Source organism: Mesorhizobium sp. M8A.F.Ca.ET.208.01.1.1 (genome assembly GCF_004791315.1).
Lineage (GTDB): Bacteria > Pseudomonadota > Alphaproteobacteria > Rhizobiales > Rhizobiaceae > Mesorhizobium.
On the sequence record NZ_SRUT01000006.1, the window covers coordinates 62341 to 83319 of the forward strand.

The following is a 20979-nucleotide window of genomic DNA, read 5'->3' on the forward strand; positions in this document are numbered from 1 at the left end:
AGGGGGCGCCTCGCGCCAGCGTCTGAAAGCTAGCGGATGCCGAAAAATCTACCCATTCACCAGCGTCAGCAGTTCCTCCGTATAGCGCTTGCCCATCACCTTATCCGGTGACAGCGCATCGCCGATCGCCGCCACCTCGGCCGCACTTAGCTCGATCGCGGCCGCCGCCGTGTTCTGCTCGAGATGGCGGATTTTTCGTGCACCAGGGATGGGGACAATAAAGTCGCCCTGGTGCAGCACCCAGGCCAGCGCCAGTTGCGCCGAGGTGACGCCCTTGTCGGCCGCCATCTTTTCCAGCGTGGCGATCACCTCGGCATTGGCGGCCATGGCATCGGCCTGGAAGCGCGGCAGGACACGGCGCCAGTCATCGTCGCTCAAGGTCTCCGGCTTGGCGATGGTGCCGGTGAGCAGGCCGCGGCCGAGCGGGCTGTAGGGCACGAAGCCGATGCCCAACTCGCGGCAGACAGCGAAGACATCGTCTTCAGGGTCGCGGCTCCACAGCGAATATTCGCTCTGCACGGCCGCGATCGGGTGTACGGCGTGTGCCCGGCGGATGGTGGCGGCGCTCGCCTCCGACAGGCCCAGCGCCCGCACCTTGCCCTCACGCACCAGCTCTGCCATGGCGCCGACCGTATCCTCGATCGGCACGTTCGGATCCACACGGTGCTGGTAGTAGAGGTCGATGACATCGGTGCCAAGCCGCTTCAGCGACGCCTCGGCAACAGCCTTGACGTGCTCGGGACGGCTGTCGACACCGGCCATGCGATCCATGCCGGTGCCTTCCTCCAGGATCTTGAAGCCGAATTTGGTCGCGATCGTCACCTTGCCGCGAACCGATTTCAGCGCCTTGCCGAGCAGGATCTCGTTCTCGAAGGGGCCGTAGACCTCCGCCGTGTCGAAGAAGGTGACACCGATCTCGACGGCGCGGTGCAGAGTGGCGATCGCCTCGGCTTCCGGCTGGCCGCCATAGGCAAAGCTCATGCCCATGCAACCAAGGCCGACCGGGAAGACTTCGAGTTCAGTACCGAGTTTGCGGGTTTTCATCACGCGTCTCCTTGTTGTGATGCGGCAGAAATAATGCCTTGCGGTCCGTTCGATAATCGGCTCTTCTTAGTACGGGTCGTTCCAAGAAATAGATCAATGAACCGAGCGCATCTCTCACAGCTTGCGGTGCTGGCAACCGTTGCCCAATGCGGCAGTTTTCGCGGCGCGGCCAGGGAACTGGCGATCGCGCCTTCGGCGGTCAGCCACGCAGTCTCCAGCCTGGAAGCACGGCTTGGCGTGCGCCTTTTGGCGCGCAGCACGCGCAGCGTCGCTCCGACCGAGGAAGGCGCACGGCTGCTTGAACGTTTGCGGCCGGCGCTGTCCGAGATCGACCTGGCGCTGGAAACGGCCGTCGAGGCGCGCGACCGGCCTGCCGGCAATCTGCGGCTGACCGTCCCGCGCACGGCTGCGCATCTGACGCTGACGCCGCGGCTCGGCGCCTTTGCCGCCGCCTATCCCGAGATCGTGCTGGAGATCGTCATCGAGGACCGCTTCACCGACGTGGTCGAAGGCGGTTTCGACGCCGGCGTGCGGCTCGGCGAAAGCCTGCAGCGCGACATGATCGCGGTGCGCATCGGGCCCGATCTTCGCGGCGCCGTCGTCGGCGCGCCGTCCTATTTCGCGACGATGCCGAAACCTCGCCATCCGCGCGAGCTTGCCGACCATCGCTGCATCCGCTTCCGTTTCTCCAGCGGCGTCCTCTACCGCTGGGAATTCGAGAAGGACGGCGAGGAGATCGAAATTGCCGCGCAAGGACCGCTGATCCTCGACGAGGACCATCTGATCGCCCAGGCGGCGGTCGACGGCGCCGGGCTCGCCTTCGTCTTCGAGGACTATGTCCGCGCGCCGCTCGCCGACGGCCGGCTGGTCCGCGTGCTGGAGGACTGGTGCCCGCCCTTTGAGGGATTCTTCGTCTATTACCCCAGCCGCCGTCAGATGCGGCCGGCGCTGAGGGCTTTCGTCGATTTCTTCAGGGTGAGCGGGTAGGCAACTCTGCCCCTTGGCGGCAAGGGGAAGAAAGCTGACCGCGCCAACGTTCGCCTCCCATGCAGACCATCACCAACACCACGACCCGCTATGGCTGGGCAACCATCGTCCTCCACTGGCTGATCGGGATCATCTTCATCGGCCAGTTCACACTCGGCTTCGTCATGGTCAGGACCCAGAGCCAGCGTACCGCCTTCGAGCTGATCCAGCTGCACAAATCACTGGGCTTTCTGCTGCTTGGGCTCATCATCCTGCGTATCGCCTGGCGGCTCGGCAACGCCGCACCGCCCTTGCCGCCTTCTGTCGGCGCCCTGGAGCGCCGCTCCGCGCCGTTGGCGCATCTGGCGCTCTATGTCTTCCAGCTGGCCCTGCCTCTGTCCGGCTGGGCGCTGGTTTCGGTCTCGACCCTGGAAATCCCCAGCATGCCGTTCCACCTGTTCGTCATGCCCAACCTGCCGCTACCCGAATCCGACGCCGCCGAAAGTTTTTGGGCGTCGGCGCACTGGTATCTCGCCTATGCCGGCATCGCGCTGGTTGCGCTGCATGTCTGCGCGGCCCTGCGCCATCGTTTCCTGCTGCGCGACAGCGTGCTGACACGCATGATCACGCCTTCGTCAACCGGGGAATAGAACGGGCCTTGATCTCGTTGGTGGGGTGAGGACGCGAGAGAGCGTTGCCTCCGAACAAGGAACAATCCAATGCGTGCGCGAATCCTCGGATTGGCGGCTGCCGCCGCTTGTCTTGCCATGCCCGTCTATGCGGCAGTCGTACTCGGCGATGCCGCCGGCAGCTATACGATCAGCCAGGCTGGTTCCGCGATCCGCTTCACCATCGGCAAGGCCGGCGGCGGCGGCTTCGATGGCGCCTTTGCCCGTTTCAAGGGCACGATCCGCATCGACAACGATGATGTCGGGCGCTCGAAGGTCGACCTCACCATCTATCCCGAAAGCGTCGGCACCGGCCAAGGCCGCATCGATGCCTTCCTGCGCTCCGACGCGGTGTTCGATGCGGCCAACAGTCCCGAAATCCAGTTCCGCTCGACAAGCGTGAGCCGGACCGGTGACACGACGGCGCTCGTCACCGGCCGGCTGACGGCGCGCGGCAAGACGTTTCCGGAAAAATTCACCGCCGAACTCGACGGGTTGAAGGGTGGCACGATCAAATTCCATGTCACCGGCAAGGTGCTGCGCTCGCGCTACGGCATGGATGTCGGCACGCCGCTCTATTCCAATGTCGTCGATTTCGACATGGCGCTGACCGGGAGAAGGGGCTAGGCGCGACCTGGTTCCTCGCCACAGTTTCGAGGGGCGGGGAACAGAGCACCCGCATTGGCTTTTCCGGCGATTTCAGGCAAACCTCCTTGCCTGTAACCGACATGGAGAAGCGCGATGTTCCGATGGGGTGTTTTGTCGACGGCCAAGATCGGCCGCGAGCAGTTGTTGCCGGCAATCGTCGAGGCGGAGAACGGCGTTCTGTCGGCGATCGCCAGCCGCGACCTGTCGAAGGCCAAGGCATTGGGCGACCGCTTCGGCGCGCGCCATGCCTTCGGCTCCTATGAGGAGCTGCTCGCTTCCGACCAAGTCGACGGCGTCTATATCCCCTTGCCGACGTCGCAGCATGTCGAATGGACGGCCAAGGCCATCGAGGCCGGCAAGCATGTGCTGGTCGAAAAACCGCTGGCGCTCGACGCCAAGAACATCGCGCCCCTGATCAAGCTGCGTGACGCCAAGAAGGTGCTGGTCTGCGAAGCCTTCATGGTCATCTACCATCCGCAATGGATCAAGGTGCGTGATCTCATCGCCAGCGGCGCCATCGGCCGGCTGCGCCATGTGCAGGGCGCTTTCTCCTATTACAATGTCGATCCCAACAACATGCGCAACAAGCTCGATCTCGGCGGCGGCGCGCTGCCCGACATCGGCGTCTACCCGACCGTGTCGACGCGCTTTTCGACCGGCAAGGAGCCGCTGCGCGTACAGGCAACGATCGAGCGCGACAGGACATTCGGCACCGACATCTATTCCTCGATCCGCGCCGATTTCGGCGATTTCGAACTGTCCTTCTACCTGTCGACCCAGATGGCGGCACGCCAGGTGATGGTGTTCCATGGTGAGAAGGGTTTCATCGAAGTATTCTCGCCCTTCAATGCCGGGCTGTACGACCATCACCGCGTCGAACTGCACAACCAGAATCACACCGAGGCGCAGGTGTTCCGCTTTCCCGGGACGCAGCAATACAGGCTGGAGGTCGAGACCTTCGCGCGGGCGGCGCAAGGCGGCAAGGAGCGGGTTTTCACGCTGGAAGAATCCGTGCTCAACCAGAAAGTCATCGACGCCATCTTCCGCGCCGGCGACACGGGCGGCTGGGAGACCGTCTGAGACCCGCATTAAATAGCCGGCTAATCCTGGGAGGAAAAATGGCTGACGACGCGGATGTCATCATTGTCGGCGCCGGCCTTGCCGGTCTGGTTGCCGCCGCCGAGCTTGCCGAGGCCGGCAAGAAAATCATCATCGTCGACCAGGAGCCGGAGCAATCGCTGGGCGGCCAGGCGTTCTGGTCGTTCGGCGGGCTTTTCCTGGTCGATTCGCAGGAGCAGCGGCGCATGCGCATCCGCGACTCCCATGATCTGGCGCTCGAGGACTGGATGGGCACCGCCGCTTTCGACCGGCCGGAGGATTTCTGGCCGCGCAAATGGGCGGAGGCCTATGTCGGCTTTGCCGCCGGCGAGAAGCGCTCCTGGCTCCTGCAGCGCGGCCTGAAATTCTTTCCTGTCGTCGGCTGGGCCGAACGCGGCGGCGGCAATGCCATCGGCCATGGCAATTCGGTGCCGCGCTTCCACATCACCTGGGGTACCGGTCCCGGCGTGCTAGAGCCGTTCGTCCAGCGCGTGCGCGAGGCGCAAAAGCGCGGATTGATCGACTTCAGGTTCCGCCATCGGGTCAATGAGCTGACGCGGACGGGTGCGGCCGTGACCGGCGTGCGTGGCGACATCCTGCAGCCGAGCACTGTCGAGCGTGGCCACAAGAGTTCGCGCGATGTGTCAGGCGACTTCGAACTGCATGCCCAGGCGGTGATCGTCGCCTCCGGCGGCATTGGCGCCAACCATCAGCTTGTCCGCGAGAATTGGCCCAAGCGGCTGGGCACGGCACCGAAGCGCATGATCACGGGCGTGCCCGACCATGTCGATGGCCGCATGCTGGCCATATCGGAACAGGCCGGCGGCTCGATCATCAACCGCGACCGTATGTGGCACTATGTCGAGGGCATCAAGAACTGGGCGCCGATCTGGACCGATCATGCCATCCGCATCCTGCCCGGACCGTCCTCGCTGTGGCTCGATGCCCGGGGAAAACGCCTGCCGGTGCCGCTTTATCCCGGGTTCGACACGCTGGGCACGCTCAGCCACATCATGAGTACCGGCTTCGATTATTCCTGGTTCATCCTGACCAGGAAAATCATCCAGAAGGAATTCGCGCTGTCGGGCTCGGAACAGAACCCCGATCTGACGGGAAAAAGCTGGCGCCAGGTGCTCGGCCGCGCCACGTCGGGCATCCCCGGTCCCGTCAAGGCGTTCATGGAAAAGGGCGAGGATTTCATCGTCGAGGCCGATCTTTCGAAGCTGGTGGCGCGCATGAACGCGCTGGCCGGCGGCGAACCGCTGCTCGATGTAGCAGGGGTCGAGCGCGAGATCCGCGCCCGCGACATGCAGCTCGACAACCCGTTCTCCAAGGACATGCAGATCACCGCGCTGCGCGGCGCGCGCGCCTATCTTGGCGACCGGCTGATCCGCACGGCAAAGCCGCACAAGATGCTCGACCCGGCGAACGGACCGCTGATCGCGGTGCGCCTCAACATCCTGACCCGCAAGACGCTGGGCGGCCTGCAGACCGATCTCGACAGCCGCGTGCTGGGTCCCGACGGCCAGCCGGTACCGGGCCTCTATGCCGTCGGTGAAGCCGCCGGTTTCGGCGGCGGCGGCGTGCACGGCTACGCGGCGCTCGAAGGCACGTTCCTGGGTGGCTGCATCTTCTCGGGCCGCAGCGCGGGCCGGGCAGCGGCACGTTCGGTGGGGTGAGATGGCGGCGTCTTGCAGGCCTTTGGCCAGGCATGGCAAGGCCGACGACATCGGCCGTGCAACCGACGAACCGCAGCGGTGGTTGAACGCGACCCGTGTCGCCGCTCCATGCTTGGCCGGGTGAACGTTAAACGCAGTCAAGTTGTGTTAAGTTGGGTAAAATCCCGCCGCCCGCCCGCATTTGTGCCTTAGGGGCCGGCATGAATGACGGACGGAATGGAATGAACAAGGTCCTCCTCATCGACGACGATGTCGAGTTGACGACGCTGCTGCAGGAATACCTGGTCGAAGAAGGGTATGACGTAGCGACAGGCACGGACGGCGGCACGGCGATTGCCGCCGCCGCGCGCAACGCGGCGGACCTGATCGTGCTCGATATCATGATGCCCCGAATGAACGGGATCGAGGTCCTGCAAAGGATCAGGAAGCTGAGCCAGGTTCCGGTGCTGCTGCTCACGGCAAGAGGCGATGACATCGACCGGATATCGGGCCTTAACCTCGGCGCCGACGACTATGTGACAAAACCCTGTTCGCCGGGAGAGCTCGCGGCCCGAGTGCGCGCGATCCTTCGCCGTGCGAACCAGCCCGCGGTCGGCGCGTCCACTGACACGCTGAGAGCCGGACGGCTGGTGATCCATCCGGGCAACAGAACCGCCGAATGGGACGGGCAGCTGCTAGAGCTTACCGGTACGGAGTTCAGCCTGCTCGAAGTTCTCGCTCGCCATGCCGGTCAGTTGGTGCCGAAGCAAGACATCTCGAAACGGGCTTTTGGAAAGCCGCTAGCCCCGTTCGATCGCCGCATCGACGTCCATATCAGCAGCGTGCGTCAGAAGCTCGGCCTCAGGGACGATGGACAGTCATGGATAAGGTCTGTTCGCGGCCAAGGCTATCAACTTCTTTTGGACTGACATGCCCCGGCTGTTCAAGAAGTTCTTCGCGATAACCTGGCTGACGCTTGCCGCGTCCGTCGCGATCATAGTCCTAACGCTCGACTTCTTTCAGACGCTTCCTTCCGCTTCGAAACTGGAACGCCAGAAGCAGGAAGTCGTCCTCGACCTGACTGAAAACCTCCTTGTCAAGGACGGTGAAGATGCCGCTCGGCGCTTTGCCCGTGCAAGCGAGGACACGGTGCCGGTCGGCCTCACGATCTCCGAGATCGCGGGATCCGGCGCATGCACAGATAGGAGCACGGCGGAGACAAGAACCGTCCTGAAGGACGGGAGTTGCTACCGGATCTCCGTGCCTCGGCAATACAGCGTCATTCTCGACAAGCTTGGTCCGTTCGTACCAGGGCTCGGTATTCTGATTTCGAGCGCGATATCGGCGGCCGCGCTCGCCCGATATCTCATTCGTCCCGTCGTGCACCTTCGCGACGGCCTGAGCGCGCTCGCCCATGGCCGCTTCGACGTCCGCATCGGACACAAGATGGCAGGCCGGAAGGACGAGGTCTCCGCGCTCGCGCATGATTTCGATTCCAGCGCCGCGCGGTTGCAGGAGCTGCAGGAGGCACAGCAGAGACTTTTCCACGACGTGTCCCATGAGCTGCGCTCCCCGCTGTCACGTCTGCAAGCCGTTGGGGGTGTCCTTCGGCAGAGTCCGGGCAAACTCGATGCCATGCTGGATCGCATGGACCGGGAGATCGAACGGCTCGATGCGCTGGTCGGCGAAGTGCTGACGCTCGCCAGGCTGACGGCCGGTTCCCGCCTCCCTCTGTCGACACAGAGGCTGGACGTCATCGATCTCCTGAACGAAATCCTGAGCGACGCGGCGTTCGAAGCCCAGGCACGCCAGGTTTCGATCACCACCAATGTCGACGACAGCTTTCTTGCCGAGGTCGAAGGCGAGCTGATCTGCCGGGCGCTGGAAAACGTCATTCGCAACGCCGTCAAATACACCGCCGAACATTCGCAAATCATCGTGCAATGCGAGACCACGGAACACCTCCTCAAGGTGTGCGTCGTGGATCAGGGGCCGGGCGTCAGGCGAGACGAACTCGAACGAATCTTCCAGCCATTCTCCCGCGGCAACGACGCGGCACCCAGAGGCGGGTACGGTCTTGGCCTTGCGATCGCGAGACAGGCAATCGAGCGCCATGGCGGGCGCGTTTACGCGTCGCTGCCGGACGTCGGCGGCTTGGCCATCATGCTGGAGATTCCTCGGCAGCCGGCCAACGATCGAGGTTGATGGCAAGGTTTACCCAACTTTACACTGCCTTTACCGCCATTAACGCTGGCATCGCTAAAGCTGGACCGCGACCCCGGTTCTTCAAATGCGAGAGAGTGGACTGATGTCGGTGACCACGACGGTGTTTCAGCAGGGCAAGAGGATGCGGTTCCTCTGGCTGGCCGTGCCATTACTTTTGACGCCGGTCCTATTGTCGCAGAGCGCCTGGCCGCCGGAGACTCTTCCTCGCCAAGGCATGGAGCTTATTGGCTCCGCATTTATCATAATATGTGTCGCCGGTCGGTGCTGGGCATCGCTGTATATAGGCGGACGCAAGAACCGGGAACTCATAACGAACGGCCCTTATAACCACACCCGCAATCCGCTGTACTTCTTTTCTTCCCTAGGGCTTGCCGGCATCGGCCTGATTTTCGGGTCAGTGGCGATTGCGGCCTTCTACTTCCTGTTTGGGTATCTGGTATTCGCTTATGTCTCAGGCCGCGAATCGATTGCTCTTGACGGGCTTTTTGGCGATGCCTACCGGGAATATTGCCATGAGGTGCCCGCCTTCCTCCCTCGCTTCGGACGAAGCGTTGGCGACGTCGCGCATCAATTGCCCAGGACGTTCAACCCGGTTGCGCTGAAGCGTACCGCTATCGACAGTTCCTGCTTTCTCCTTGCAATCCCCGGGTCCGAACTCATCGAGTCGTTGCAATCCGCAAAGCTCCTCAAACCAATACTGCACCTCTTTTGATGGCTGGGCTGCCGGCCCGATGAAACAAGTTTCCTCCGGCCCGCGTACGGTTCTGAGGCGAAACGCCCCGCTGGCCGCACCATCACGCCGGCGCTTCCGGCGACGTATGCGCCGGCTGAAGATCCGTGCCGATCGTGGGTTTTACCCAACTTTACACTGCCTTTACCGCGATTAACGCTGGGGCCGCTAGAGCTGAACCCATGATGCCGGTTCAGACGATTTGACAATGATCCTGAAGCTTCGACGACTTGAAATGCGGCCGCGAGCAGCGCTCTGCGCGGCCCTGTGGTTGTCCGCGTGCACGAGTGTGCCCTTGCCCCAGGGCACGTCCCTCAGTTCCTACGCCGGAATGAGCCCATCCACGGGCATCCTCGCAAAAGCGAGATTGCGTGTGGATCCGGCGCCGTTGCTCGCCGCACAGACCGTGCGCATTGTACCGACCGCGACGCAGATCGGCAGCAGTGGCTTCGATCCCAAAGACCTGGCGCTCGTCGCCAACGCGGTCGACCGGGCGCTCTGCACTGACCTTAGCGACCGCTTCCAGGTCGTGGCCCCGAGCCTGCCGGCGGACCTCATCGTCCACGCTACCGTCACCGACATCGTTGCGACCAATCGTACGGCGGCGGCGGGTTCCGTCGTTGCGTCGCTCGGCGCCTCGGTGGCGGGGCTCGGCGTTCCAGTCCCCCGGCTTCCGATCGGCCTCGGCGGCCTGGCCATCGAGGCCGAGGCCGTCGACAAGGACAGTTCCCCGAAGGCAGCCATGCTCTGGTCGCGCGGTGCAAACATAATCACGACCAAGGCTCGGGTGTCCACGGTGGGGGATGCGTATTCCCTCTCTTCGGCCTTCGCCGCTGACTTCAGCCGCATGCTGCTCAAGGGCAAGGACCCGTTCAAGGGAATGCCGGCGATACCATCGATGCAAAGACTGCGGGCCTCGCTCGGCGGTGATCCGAAATACGATGCCTGCAAGACGTTCGGAACGGCTCCCGGCCTTCCGGGAATGGTCGCCGCCCGCTTCGGCCTGCCGCCCACCTGGACGGACAAGGGCGCCGCGGTCTCCCGCTAGCGATAGCGGATATCTGTCGCGAGAAGCGGCGCTCTGCCGCACTTCGAGCAATCTAGAGCCGTTCCAGGAAAAGCGTGTAGCGGCTTTTCGTCCGGAATTGCGTAAAAACAAAGAGTTAGAAGAAGCACGTCCAAGATTGGCAGCGGCGGCGGTCGCAATCATGGATCATGGGATCGAGTTCGGAACTGCTGCGAACCCTCGTTGCCGCTTCCAGCGAAGAATCGGCGGCGTCGGCGCTCATAGTTCTGTACCGAAATGGCGCGCCCGAAGAGATTCGAACTCCTGACCCCCAGATTCGTAGTCTGGTGCTCTATCCAGCTGAGCTACGGGCGCGCATCAGGCCATGTTTTCGACGGCCCCGCGATCCGATCCGAAAGACCGGCCGCGAATGTGTGCAGTTCCCTAACGACTGAATTTGCGAAAAGCAAGCCGATCCGGCAAAAGTTTTGTCGCAAGCCCGTCATCCAGCGATGCCGGCGCCGATCCCGGCACTTCGAGCCGTGGGATCAGCCTGAATCCAGACGGCGGACAATCGGGTAAGGTCAGGGAAGAGGCGGGCCCGGAAGGCGAGTAATCCTCAGCAAACGGCCGGAAGCCGTCAGGCCGGGCGGCGCAGGCTGCCACGGGCCTGGTCGAGGCGCACCGGCTGGTCGGGGATGGTGACGGCGAATGTCGTGCGCCCGCCAATCGACTCGACCAATTCCACCGTGCCGCCATGCGCGCGGATCAGTTCATGCGCTATGGCCAGGCCAAGACCGGTGCCGCCGCTGCGCGCGGAGCCGCGGAAGGCGGCGAACAGGTTTTCGCGCGCCTTCGGCGGCAGGCCGGGGCCGGTGTCGGTGACGGCGATGCGGCTGACACTGCCCATGCGCTCGGCCGAGACCGCCAGCCGGCGCACCACGGCGCTTTCGGTATCGGCCGCCATCGCCTGCACCGCGTTACGGCAAAGATTGGTGAGCACCCGGAACAACTGGTCGGAATCGGCGTCCACCTCGAACGCCGTCTCGACGGCGTTGATGAACTCGATGCCCTCCTCGATCGCCAGCAGGCCGTGCACGTCCTCGACAAGCTGGCGCAGCCGCACCCTGCGGCGCGAGGGCGGCGGCTCCTGCGTGCGGCCGTAATGAAGCACGCCCTCCGAATAGGCGACGGCGCGGTCGAGCGCGCGCACCAGTTTCGGCGCGAAGGCCTGCACGGTCGGATCCTTGACCTGGCGCAGGCGGTCCGACAGCAGCTGGGCCGAGGCCAGAATGTTGCGCATATCGTGATTGATCTTCGATACGGCGAGGCCGAGGTCGGCCAGATGCTTCTGCTCGGCCAGCATCTTTTGCAGCCGCTCCTGCATCTGCGACAGTTCGCGTTCGGCCACGCCGATCTCGTCGGCGCGATCGGCGGGGTGAATGATCCGCCCAGGATCGTCGGGGGCCTGGGAAAAGGACAGCATCGAACGCGTCATGGTGCGGATCGGGCCGATCATGATCAGGTCGATCGCGGCATAAACCAGCATGGCCGTGAACAGCGAGATCAGGAGCGAGACGAAGGCGACGTTGCGCGAATAGATGAGCATGGCCTTGCGCAGGGAGTAGTCCGGCATGATCAGCTCGAACTCCTTGTCGCTGTCGCCGACCGGTCCAAAAACCCGCAGCATCCTGTCGCCGCCGAAAAACAGCGTGTCCAGCGCGCCGGTCATGCCCTTGACCATGCCGACGCTGGCGAGATCGATGTGTTCGTCGACCTGTGGCGGCATGTCGGCCACCACCAGAAGCCGCGAGACACCGCCGTCGCGCACCGCGATCGCCTTGGCGCCGATGGCCATCAGCACGTCGTTCTGGGCCGTGCGCGACAGCGAGGTCGACTCGCCCTGCACCAGCACGATCGACACGGCGGCGGCCGTGCTCAGCCTCTCCTTGAGCCAGCTCAACCTATAGCTGGCGATCCAGGGCAGGAAGATCAGCACTTCGGCCAGCAGCACGAAAACGATGGTGAGCAGCAGCAGCTTCGTCGACAAACCGCGCGACAGGGGTACCGTGCGGACGGCGGCTGATGCCGTTCCGGTCCCTTCCCCTGCTTGGCTGGCTTCGCTCATGCGACTCGATCTTCACAATCACTTGATCAGCCAAGATTAGGCGATTACGGCTTTTTTGCCAATTTCTCCCTTGGTCGGAAAAATAGATGCTCCAAAAGAGGTGCGTCTTTAGCGCGCCGACGCCGGATTGACTTCCAAAACCCTTCTTTCTATAAGCCCGCTCACGCTCGGGCCATTCGTCCCGGCGCGGTTTCGATCGCGCCAAAACCGGCCCGGCAAAGCTCCTGTTACAAAGTGACAGAATCAAGAAGGGCCGCACCCCGCGGTATTAAAACAAATGAAGCGTACCTACCAACCGTCCAAACTCGTCCGCAAACGCCGGCACGGCTTCCGTGCTCGCATGGCCACCAAGGGTGGCCGTGGGGTCGTCGCAGCTCGCCGCAACCGCGGCCGCAAGCGGCTCAGCGCCTAAGCGAGACGAGATCGTTGCCCGCAACCGGCAAGCCAGTGGGGCAAAATCCCAAGCGGCTTCTGAAACGCGCGGAATTCCTGGCCGTCCGTCGTGGTGAAAAGCGACGCGGACGGTTTTTCCTCGTCGAGGTCCTCGACCGCGGCGACGGCGGGATGCCGCGCGTCGGCTACACCGTCACCAAGAAGGTCGGCAACGCTGTTGTGCGCAACCGCGTCAGGCGGCGGCTGAAAGAGGCCGTCCGCGTCCATGCCGCAGATGACATGGTGCCCGGCAATGATTATGTCATCGTCGGGCGCGATGATGCGCTGCGCGCCCCCTTCGGCCAGTTGAAGGCCGAACTCTCCCGCCGGATTCGCGGAACACGATAGGCCAAGGGCTCTCGATGGAAAACAACCGGAACTTCTTCATCACCATCGCCCTGTCGGTGCTGATCCTGGCGCTGTGGCAGTATTTTTATGTCCTGCCGCGCAGCGAGCAGCAACGCGAGGCGGCTCGCATCGAGCAGCAGCGCGTGGAAGAGCAGAAGAAAGCGGCCGAGGCGGCCAACCCGGGTGCGGCAACGCCCGCCCCGGCTCCCGGCGCCATTCCCAACGCGCCGGGCGGCGACGTCGTCACCGCGGCCGGCCGCGACCAGGCACTGGCGACTTCGAAGCGCGTCAAGATCGATACGCCGAGCGTCGAGGGCTCGATCAATTTGACCGGCGCGCGCCTCGACGACCTCAAGCTCAAGCACTACACCGAGACCGTCGACAAGAATTCGCCCGAGATCGAGCTGCTCAACCCGCAGGCGCTGCCGACCGGCTATTTCGCCGAGATCGGGTTTGTCGGCAACGACAAGACCGGCGCGGTGCCGGGCGCGGAAACGGCGTGGACGGTCGACGGCAATCCGACACTGACGCCGTCGACGCCGGTGACGCTCACCTACACCAACGACAAGGGCCTGACCTTCAAGCGCACCTTCTCCGTCGACGGCAATTACATGTTCACGGTGTCGGACACGGTGCAGAATGCCGGATCGAGCGCGGTTTCGCTGTTCAACTACGGCCGCGTCACGCGCTACGACAAGCCGGCCGTCGCCAGCACCTATGTGCTGCATGAAGGCCTGATCGGCTTCACCGGCACGGAAGGCCTGCAGGAACACAAATACGCGTCGGTCGAGAAGGACAAGCAGTACCAGCCCGGCAAGTCGACCGACGGCTGGCTCGGCATCACCGACAAATATTGGGCCGTCACGCTGGTGCCGACCGAGAAGCAGCCGTTCCAGCCGCGCTATGCCTATTTCGAGGATGGCCGCCACCGCTACCAGTCCGACTTCCTGACCGACCCGATCAATGTCGAGGCCGGCCAGTCGGCGACCGTCGAGACCGAGGTCTTCGCCGGCGCCAAGGAAGTCGCCAAGATCAACGCCTATGCCGAAGAACGCCACATCAAGCGGTTCGACCTCTTGATCGACTGGGGCTGGTTCCACTTCATCACCAAGCCGATGTTCTGGCTGATCGACACGCTCTACAAATTCCTCGGCAATTTCGGCCTGGCGATCCTGGCCACCACGGTCATCGTCAAGGCCATCTTCTTCCCGCTCGCCAACAAGTCCTACGCGTCGATGGCGAACATGAAGAAGGTGCAGCCGAAGATGCTCGAGATCCGCGAGAAATACGCGGACGACAAGATGAAGCAGCAGCAGGCGATGATGGAGCTGTACAAGACCGAGAAGATCAATCCGCTCGCCGGCTGCTGGCCGGTAGCGCTGCAGATCCCGGTCTTCTTCTCGCTCTACAAGGTGCTCTACATCACCATCGAGATGCGGCACGCGCCGTTCTTCGGCTGGATCCAGGATCTGGCGGCGCCCGATCCGACCTCGCTGTTCAACCTGTTCGGCCTCGTTCCGGTCACCCTGCCGCACATGCTGATGATCGGCGTCTGGCCGCTGATCATGGGCGTCACCATGTTCCTGCAGATGCGCATGAACCCGACGCCGCCGGATCCGACGCAGGCCGCGATCTTCACCTGGATGCCCGTCATCTTCACCTTCATGATGGCCGGGTTCCCGGCGGGTCTGGTCATTTACTGGGCCTGGAACAACACGCTGTCGATCCTGCAGCAGGGCGTGATCATGAAGCGCCAGGGCGCCAAGATCGAGCTCTGGGACAATCTGGTGGCGCTGTTCCGCAAGAAACCTTCGCCGGCGGAATAGCCGGCTTCGAGAACACAACCCAATGTCAAAAGCGCCGGCTCGTCCGGCGCTTTTTTCGTTCAGGCAAGCCTCTGTTCACGTTCCCGTGATCGGCGAAACTGAAGCCGCTCGCGGGGCGTGACTGCGTGTGCATTTCCAAAGGCTATCAATTCCGATCAGCCCTCACCGGAGGAAGACCACATGCGCTTGCCGTCACTCAAGACCATCGCCCTTTCCGCACTTGTCGTCAGCGCGGCAATCGCCGCTCCAGCCTATGCCAAGGACCCCATGGTCGGAGGCGCGGCGATGTATGCGACCAAGAACATCGTCCAGAACGCAGTCAACTCGAAGGACCACACAACGCTGGTCGCCGCCGTCAAGGCCGCCGGCCTGGTCGACACGCTGCAGGGCGCCGGCCCGTTCACCGTGTTTGCCCCGACCAACGAAGCTTTCGCGGCGCTGCCGGCCGGCACGGTCGACACGCTGCTGAAGCCCGAAAACAAGGACAAGCTCACCAAGGTGCTGACCGCGCATGTCGTGGCCGGCAAGATTTCGGGCGCCGAGATGATAAAGAAGGCCAAGGCGATGGGCGGCAAATACGAGATGAAGACCGTCTCGGGCGACACGCTCACCGCCGAAGTCAAGAAGGGCAAGCTCTACATCATGGACGAGTCCGGCGGCGAGTCGAAGGTGACGATCGCCGACGTCAACCAGTCGAACGGCGTCATTCACGTCGTCAACAAGGTTCTGTTGCCGAAGTAGCGGCTTCCGGCGAAAAGGGGGCGTCGGCGGATCGTTGGGGCTTTCCCGGTCCGCCATCCCCGCCTCATGACGAGGTGCCATGTTTCTTGCGAAGCCGTATCGGCGAGGCCGGGGTCCTGTCGTCCCTCACAGGGCCCCGGTTTCTTTTGGTGAGAGCGCTTTGCCTCGGCGTTCGAAGCCCGACCGCTTCCGCCACATCACTCCATGACGGCGCTGTGGTCGACCTTGGCCGGCGTCCCCGGCTTGCGCAGCAGGAGCACCAGCGGGATCGCCGCCAGCGACAGGATCATCATCAGCTTGAAGTCATTCATGTAGCTGATAACAGTCGCCTGCAGCGTCACCACGCCGTCGAGCGCGGCGCGGCCGGCGGCGGTATAAGGGTTCATCGCCTGGAAGATCGCCGGATCGCTGAACGCCTGGTTGAAGGGCGTCACATAGGCGGCGATGTTGGCGTGGTTGATCTGCACATTCTGCGTCAGAAGCGCGGTGACCACCGATATGCCGACACTGGAGCCGATGTTGCGCGACAGATTGTAAAGACCGGTGCCTTCCGCGCGCCGCTCCGGCGCCAGCGTGGCGAAGGTGATGGTGGTCAGCGGCACGAACAGGAAGCCCAAGCCCGCACCTTGGATGAAGCCGGTGGAGATGATGGTCCACTGCGAAACGTCAGGCGTCCAGCCGGTCATGTCGTACATCGCCCAGGCGGTGATCAGCAGGCCGATGAGCAGCAGCCAGCGCGTGTCGACCTTGCCGGTCAGCCTGCCGACCAGGAACATGCAGGCCATCGTGCCAAGCCCGCGCGGCCCCATGACGATGCCGGCCGTCACCACGGGATAGCCCATCAGCGTCTGCAGGTAAGGCGTCATCAGCGCCAGCGAGGCGAGATAGGTGATGCCGATGATGAAGATGAAGATCATGCCGACGGCGAAATTCCGGTCGAGGAACAGCCTCGGATTGACGAAGGTGTTGCGGGCGGTGAAGGTGTGGACGAGGAAGATGTAGAAGGCCGAAGCGCAGATCAGCGCCTCGACGAGGATCTCGGATGACGAGAACCAGTTGAGCTGCTCGCCGCGATCGAGAAACATCTGCAAGGCGGCGATGGTGATGCTGAGCATGCCGAAACCCAGCCAATCCAGCCTTGCCTTGAAATCCAGCTTGGTTTCCAAGACGTACAGAGACACGCCGGCGAAGGCCAGCGCGCCGATCGGCACGTTGATGTAGAACACCCAGCGCCAGCTGACATTCTCGGTCAGCCAGCCGCCGATGACAGGCCCCAGCACCGGCCCGACCATCACCGAGACGCCGAACAGCGCCATGGCGGAGCCGCGCTCTTCCACGCTGTAGATATCGAGCAGGATGCTCTGCGACAGCGGCACCAGCGCCGCGCCGAACAGGCCCTGCAGCAGGCGGAAGCCGACGATCTGCGGCAGCGACTGCGCGAAACCGCACAGCACCGAGGCGACGACGAAGCCGGTGATCGAGGTCAACAGGATGCGCTTGCGGCCGAAGCGGTTGGCAAGGTAGCCGGAAGGCGGCGTCATCACCGCCGCCGCCACGATGTAGGAGGTCAGCACCCAGTTGATCTGGTCGGCGCTGGCCGAGACGCTGCCCTGGATATAGGGCAGCGCGACATTGGCGATGGTCGTGTCCAGCGCCTGCATGATGACGGCCAGGATCACGCAGGCGGTGATGGCGCCGCGATTGGCGACCACCGGCGTGGCACCTGTCGCGGACGCGCTGGTCATGACTTTTGTCCGAACAGGCCGATGAGATTGGTGACGAAGTCCGGCAGGCCGCGTGAATGGCCCGTGTCGACGTCGACCACGGCGCTCATGCCGCCGCGCAGCGGTGGTTTGCCGTCGATGTCAGCGATGGTGACGCGCATCGGGATGCGCTGCACGACCTTGACCCAGTTGCCGGTGGTGTTCTGCGCCGGCAGCAGCGAGAAGCTCGACGACGAGGCGGGACTGATCGAGGCAACTTTGCCGTGCCAGACGGCACCGGGATAGGTGTCGACGCTGATCGTCGCCGTCTGCCCGGGACGCACATAGGTCAGCTCGGTTTCCTTCGGTTCCGCCGCGATCCACAGATCGGTCGACGAGACCAGGCTGAACGCCGGCTGCGAAGCCGGCAGGTACTTGCCGACCTGCAGCGCGTCGACATTGGTGACGATGCCGTCGAACGGTGCCTTGACAACGGAATCGGCGAGGTTGCGCTGCGCGTCGTCGACGCCCGACTGGGCCTGGAGGTAGAAGGGGTTCTTCTCCACCGGCTGGTTGGCGTCGCCGCCAAGCTGGGCGAGCGTGGCCTGCGCCTGCGCCTTGGCGACGGACACTTTCTGGCGCGCGGCGACGAGATCGTGCTGGGCGCTGTCGAAAGACGCCTTCGAGGCGGTGGAGGTCTTGAGCAGATCCTGCTGCCGCTGGAAGGCGGCTTCGTAATAGGGAATGTCGGCCTGCGCCTGCTCGATCTGCGACAGCGACTGCTGGTAGCTCGCCTCCAGGGTCAGCACCTGGTTGCGGACGGTGCCGAGCTGGGCCTGGGCGGCGGCGAGAGCGGTCTCGAAGGAGGCCGGCCGCAGGCGAAACAGCACGTCGCCCTTCTTGACCGCCTGGTTCTCATGCACGTCGATCTCCTGCACCGTGCCGGAGACGTCGGTCGAGACGCCGAGCGACTGAGCCTGGATATAGGCATTGTCGGTCGTCATCAGCTGACCGCCGGTGACATAATAATAGCCGCCGAAGACAAGCGCGACGGGAAGCAGGGCAAAAAGGACGGGCCGCGTCAGGCTGCGCTTCGGTTTGACCGGAACAGGAGGGGCGACGGCGGCAGGGGCCTGCCGTGGCGGCGGCTCCTTGGCCGGAGCCTCCAGCGCCGCCGGCTCCGGGGCGACCGGCGCTTCCAGTTCGTCATTTTCGATGACGGCGCTGGCCCGCCGCTGTTCGCGCTCACTGTCGAGCTGGATAATCTGGTCGGTCCGACCCGCCGGTGTTTCGTCTCCGGCAGGCTTCTTGGGGGATGTCGATTCAGCCATGTACTTTCTCCCGGTCGACGGCTGGCTGGGTGCAAGCCGCGAGCAGATTGGATTTGATCAAGCTTAGGGTTTGCAGCAGATGCTGCTGTGTTTCGGACGAAAGGCCGTCGAAGGCCTCGTCTCGTGTTTTCTGGCCGTTGCCGCGCATGATCTCGAGCAGCGGACGGGCCCGCGGTGTCAGGTAAAGCAGCCATGCCCTGCGGTCGACGGGATCGGGCCGGCGCTCGATGAAGCCGCGCGCCTCCATCTTGTCGAGCAGCCGGGCGAGCGTGATCGGCACGATCTCGATGAGGTCGGCGAGCTTGTTCTGGTGGATGCCTTCATGCAGCGAAAGGAAGGCCAGCACCTGCCATTGGGCGCGGGTCAGCCCCGATGCGCGTGACCGCTGCTCGAACCGCTTGCGAAGCAGGCGCGCGACGTCGTGCAGCACGAAGCTGATATTGGGGGAAGAGGGCATGGGAGGAGGTCGGGGTCGGGTGGCAACTTTTCGTGAGCATGCTTATTATCATCATGCACATAATCCTGCTGGACGCCCCGCGCAAGACCGATTAAGCCCCGGGGAAGAAAAAACGCATGGGCCACGGTATGCAAAAGCCGCGTGGTGATGTGGATTTGCCGGCAAGGATTTTGGCGATGGATTGGATCAGGATCGCGGCTCTCACGGCTCTCGTTGGGTGCCCCGGCGCCGCTGCCGCGAAGGATGCGGTCAGCTGCGGCGGCGCCGCCATGCTGGGCGGCGCGCAGCTCAACTGCAGCCATGTCGAACCCAAGGCCCCGCCGCAGTTCTGCACGTTTAGTTGGGATCTTCACACGATGGCGGGAGATCAGAAGGTCGTCGAAGGCAGCTTCATGCTGCCGCCCGGAGCGTCGAACGTTCAGGTCTATCAGGGCAGTGGTTTCGACAGCGCGCTGTCGAACCCGATCGTGATCTGCCGCGGCAACAAATGAGCGTGGCGGGCAAGGAAGGCTCGCTCGTCAGCCGATTGGTGCTATAGGGCGGATCACGTTATTTTGACCAGGCGCGCGGATTGCGGATCCGCGTGGCTATCACTTCCTGGACGGACTTCGACATGGACGGACCCAACCCCAGCATCAAGCACCCGATCCCGATGCACACGCGCGTCGGCTTCCTGAAGCCTCTGGTGACAGAGCCGAACATCGAGATCGGCGACTTCACCTATTATGACGACCCGGACGGACCGGACAAATTCGCCGAAAAATGCGTGCTGCATCACTATCCCTTCATCGGCGACAAGCTCATCATCGGCAAGTTCTGCGCCATCGCCGAGGGCGCGCGCTTCATCATGAACGGCGCCAATCACGCCATGTCCGGCTTCTCGACCTATCCGTTCAACATTTTCGGCCATGGCTGGGAAAAGGGTTTCGACCCCCAGACATGGTCGAAGGAACTGCGCGGCGACACGATGGTCGGCAACGATGTCTGGATCGGCATGGAGGCCGTGATCCTGCCCGGTGTGGAAATCGGCCATGGCGCCATCATCGCCGCCAAATCGGTGGTGACGCACGATGTGCCGCCCTATGCGATCGTTGCCGGCAACGCCGCGAAGGTGGTCAAGATGCGTTTCGACGACAGGACGATCCGACGGCTGCTGGCGGTGGCATGGTGGGACTGGCCGGTGGACAAGATCGGCCGCAATCTCGACGCCATCAGGAGCGCCGATATCTCTCTACTGGAGGCAGCAGCTTGAACGTTCCCACCAGCACCGCGATCCAAACCGACCTGTTCACGCGCGGATGGATCTTCATCCGCGGCGTGCCGGCCATGAAGTTCCTGCCGCCGGAAGGGCCGCCGGAGATAGCCTTTGCCGGCCGCTCCAATGTCGGCAAGTCGTCGCTGATCAACGCCCTGGTCAACCAGAAGGGGCTGGCGCGCACCTCCAACACGCCGGGGCGCACGCAGGAACTCAACTATTTCGTACCGGACGGATTTTCGGGCGAGGGCACCGACCTGCCGCCGATGGCGCTGGTCGACATGCCGGGCTACGGCTACGCCACCGCGCCCAAGGAGAAAGTCGACGAGTGGACCAAGCTGGTCTTCGACTATCTCAAGGGCCGCGTCACGCTGAAGCGGGTCTATGTGCTGATCGATGCCCGCCACGGCATCAAGGCCAAGGACGACGAGGTGCTGTCGCTGCTCGACAAGGCGGCGGTATCCTACCAGATCGTGCTGACCAAGACCGACAAGATCAAGGCCGCCGGCGTGCCGCGGCTGATCGAGGAGACGCTGCAAAAGATCAAGAAGCGTCCGGCGGCGTTCCCGTTCGTGCTGGCGACATCATCGGAAAAGGGCGAGGGCCTTGAGGAATTGCAGGCTGCCATCGTGCTCGCGGCGAATGGCGGCTAGTCGTCGTGCGCGCATACGTTGACCGCGCCCTGGCAATCCGTCAACATCGCAGTGCCGTTCG

General features: G+C 63.5%; 21 protein-coding genes and 1 tRNA gene. 16 read left to right on the plus strand and 6 right to left on the minus strand.

What is annotated here, in order from left to right; translation table 11 throughout:
- Nucleotides 1-48: 48 nt before the first annotated feature.
- Nucleotides 49-1044 (minus strand): aldo/keto reductase, encoded by a 996-nt coding sequence (locus EN851_RS24255; RefSeq protein WP_127873317.1) that lies wholly within the window; start codon nt 1042-1044, stop codon nt 49-51.
- A 96-nt stretch (nt 1045-1140) separates the two neighbouring features.
- Between EN851_RS24255 and EN851_RS24260 the strand changes: the two genes are divergently transcribed.
- The 9 genes from EN851_RS24260 (at nt 1141) to EN851_RS24300 (ending at nt 10086) form a co-directional block, all read left to right on the plus strand.
- Nucleotides 1141-2031 carry a LysR family transcriptional regulator gene (locus EN851_RS24260; protein WP_135930128.1) on the plus strand — a complete coding sequence of 297 codons (891 nt, stop codon included), beginning with the start codon at nt 1141-1143 and terminating at the stop codon, nt 2029-2031.
- Between the two features lie 59 nt (nt 2032-2090).
- Nucleotides 2091-2660 (plus strand): cytochrome b, encoded by a 570-nt coding sequence (locus EN851_RS24265; RefSeq protein ID WP_135930129.1) that lies wholly within the window; start codon nt 2091-2093, stop codon nt 2658-2660.
- A gap of 69 nt (nt 2661-2729) precedes the next feature.
- Nucleotides 2730-3305, plus strand: a complete 576-nt coding sequence (locus tag EN851_RS24270) for a YceI family protein (RefSeq protein WP_135930130.1) — start codon at nt 2730-2732, stop codon at nt 3303-3305.
- A 114-nt stretch (nt 3306-3419) separates the two neighbouring features.
- Nucleotides 3420-4406, plus strand: a complete 987-nt coding sequence (locus EN851_RS24275) for a Gfo/Idh/MocA family oxidoreductase (protein WP_135930131.1) — start codon at nt 3420-3422, stop codon at nt 4404-4406.
- 38 nt (nt 4407-4444) lie between these two features.
- A complete protein-coding gene (locus tag EN851_RS24280) occupies nt 4445-6103 on the plus strand; it encodes an FAD-binding dehydrogenase (protein WP_135930132.1) in 1659 nt (552 codons plus the stop codon).
- A 221-nt stretch (nt 6104-6324) separates the two neighbouring features.
- Nucleotides 6325-7011 carry a response regulator gene (locus EN851_RS24285; RefSeq protein WP_135930269.1) on the plus strand — a complete coding sequence of 229 codons (687 nt, stop codon included), beginning with the start codon at nt 6325-6327 and terminating at the stop codon, nt 7009-7011.
- Between the two features lies 1 nt (nt 7012).
- Nucleotides 7013-8287: an ATP-binding protein gene (locus EN851_RS24290; RefSeq protein WP_135882751.1), complete on the plus strand. Its 1275-nt coding sequence runs from the start codon at nt 7013-7015 to the stop codon at nt 8285-8287.
- Between the two features lie 103 nt (nt 8288-8390).
- On the plus strand, nt 8391-9020 hold the full coding sequence (locus EN851_RS24295; protein WP_189521927.1) for an isoprenylcysteine carboxylmethyltransferase family protein: 630 nt from the start codon (nt 8391-8393) through the stop codon (nt 9018-9020).
- A 226-nt stretch (nt 9021-9246) separates the two neighbouring features.
- Nucleotides 9247-10086: a DUF3313 domain-containing protein gene (locus EN851_RS24300; protein WP_135930133.1), complete on the plus strand. Its 840-nt coding sequence runs from the start codon at nt 9247-9249 to the stop codon at nt 10084-10086.
- 256 nt (nt 10087-10342) lie between these two features.
- Here the strand turns inward: EN851_RS24300 and EN851_RS24305 are convergent.
- Both EN851_RS24305 and EN851_RS24310 read right to left on the minus strand, forming a co-directional pair.
- Nucleotides 10343-10419, minus strand: a tRNA-Arg gene (locus EN851_RS24305).
- A 265-nt stretch (nt 10420-10684) separates the two neighbouring features.
- Nucleotides 10685-12172: a HAMP domain-containing sensor histidine kinase gene (locus EN851_RS24310; RefSeq protein ID WP_127873310.1), complete on the minus strand. Its 1488-nt coding sequence runs from the start codon at nt 12170-12172 to the stop codon at nt 10685-10687.
- 277 nt (nt 12173-12449) lie between these two features.
- Between EN851_RS24310 and rpmH the strand changes: the two genes are divergently transcribed.
- The 4 genes from rpmH to EN851_RS24330 all read left to right on the plus strand — a co-directional run bounded on the left by rpmH (nt 12450) and on the right by EN851_RS24330 (nt 15519).
- A complete protein-coding gene (rpmH, locus tag EN851_RS24315; protein ID WP_008833937.1) occupies nt 12450-12584 on the plus strand; it encodes a 50S ribosomal protein L34 in 135 nt (44 codons plus the stop codon).
- A 14-nt stretch (nt 12585-12598) separates the two neighbouring features.
- The gene (rnpA, locus tag EN851_RS24320; RefSeq protein ID WP_127873309.1) at nt 12599-12952 is read left to right on the plus strand and encodes a ribonuclease P protein component; all 354 of its coding nucleotides are present in this window, start codon (nt 12599-12601) and stop codon (nt 12950-12952) included.
- 14 nt (nt 12953-12966) lie between these two features.
- Nucleotides 12967-14778, plus strand: coding sequence for a membrane protein insertase YidC (yidC, locus tag EN851_RS24325; RefSeq protein WP_135930134.1), 1812 nt, complete (start codon nt 12967-12969; stop codon nt 14776-14778).
- Between the two features lie 180 nt (nt 14779-14958).
- Nucleotides 14959-15519, plus strand: coding sequence for a fasciclin domain-containing protein (locus EN851_RS24330; protein WP_135930135.1), 561 nt, complete (start codon nt 14959-14961; stop codon nt 15517-15519).
- Between the two features lie 197 nt (nt 15520-15716).
- On the opposite strand, the gene EN851_RS24335 is transcribed toward EN851_RS24330, so the two are convergent.
- From EN851_RS24335 to EN851_RS24345, 3 genes are read right to left on the minus strand one after another with little or no spacing between them, the layout of a single operon-like run.
- Nucleotides 15717-17264 (minus strand): DHA2 family efflux MFS transporter permease subunit, encoded by a 1548-nt coding sequence (locus EN851_RS24335; RefSeq protein WP_135930136.1) that lies wholly within the window; start codon nt 17262-17264, stop codon nt 15717-15719.
- Nucleotides 17261-18553 (minus strand): HlyD family secretion protein, encoded by a 1293-nt coding sequence (locus EN851_RS24340; protein WP_135930137.1) that lies wholly within the window; start codon nt 18551-18553, stop codon nt 17261-17263. The genes EN851_RS24335 and EN851_RS24340 overlap by 4 nt, the downstream gene beginning before the upstream one ends.
- Nucleotides 18546-19010, minus strand: a complete 465-nt coding sequence (locus EN851_RS24345; RefSeq protein WP_135917042.1) for a MarR family transcriptional regulator — start codon at nt 19008-19010, stop codon at nt 18546-18548. Before EN851_RS24345 ends, EN851_RS24340 begins: the two co-directional genes overlap by 8 nt.
- A gap of 116 nt (nt 19011-19126) precedes the next feature.
- Between EN851_RS24345 and EN851_RS24350 the strand changes: the two genes are divergently transcribed.
- From EN851_RS24350 to yihA, 3 genes are all read left to right on the plus strand, one after another.
- Nucleotides 19127-19501 (plus strand): hypothetical protein, encoded by a 375-nt coding sequence (locus EN851_RS24350; protein ID WP_245464381.1) that lies wholly within the window; start codon nt 19127-19129, stop codon nt 19499-19501.
- Nucleotides 19502-19623: 122 nt separating this feature from the next.
- Nucleotides 19624-20262 (plus strand): CatB-related O-acetyltransferase, encoded by a 639-nt coding sequence (locus EN851_RS24355; protein ID WP_189343552.1) that lies wholly within the window; start codon nt 19624-19626, stop codon nt 20260-20262.
- Nucleotides 20259-20918 carry a ribosome biogenesis GTP-binding protein YihA/YsxC gene (gene yihA / locus EN851_RS24360; RefSeq protein WP_135930138.1) on the plus strand — a complete coding sequence of 220 codons (660 nt, stop codon included), beginning with the start codon at nt 20259-20261 and terminating at the stop codon, nt 20916-20918. The genes EN851_RS24355 and yihA overlap by 4 nt, the downstream gene beginning before the upstream one ends.
- Nucleotides 20919-20979 lie beyond the last annotated feature (61 nt).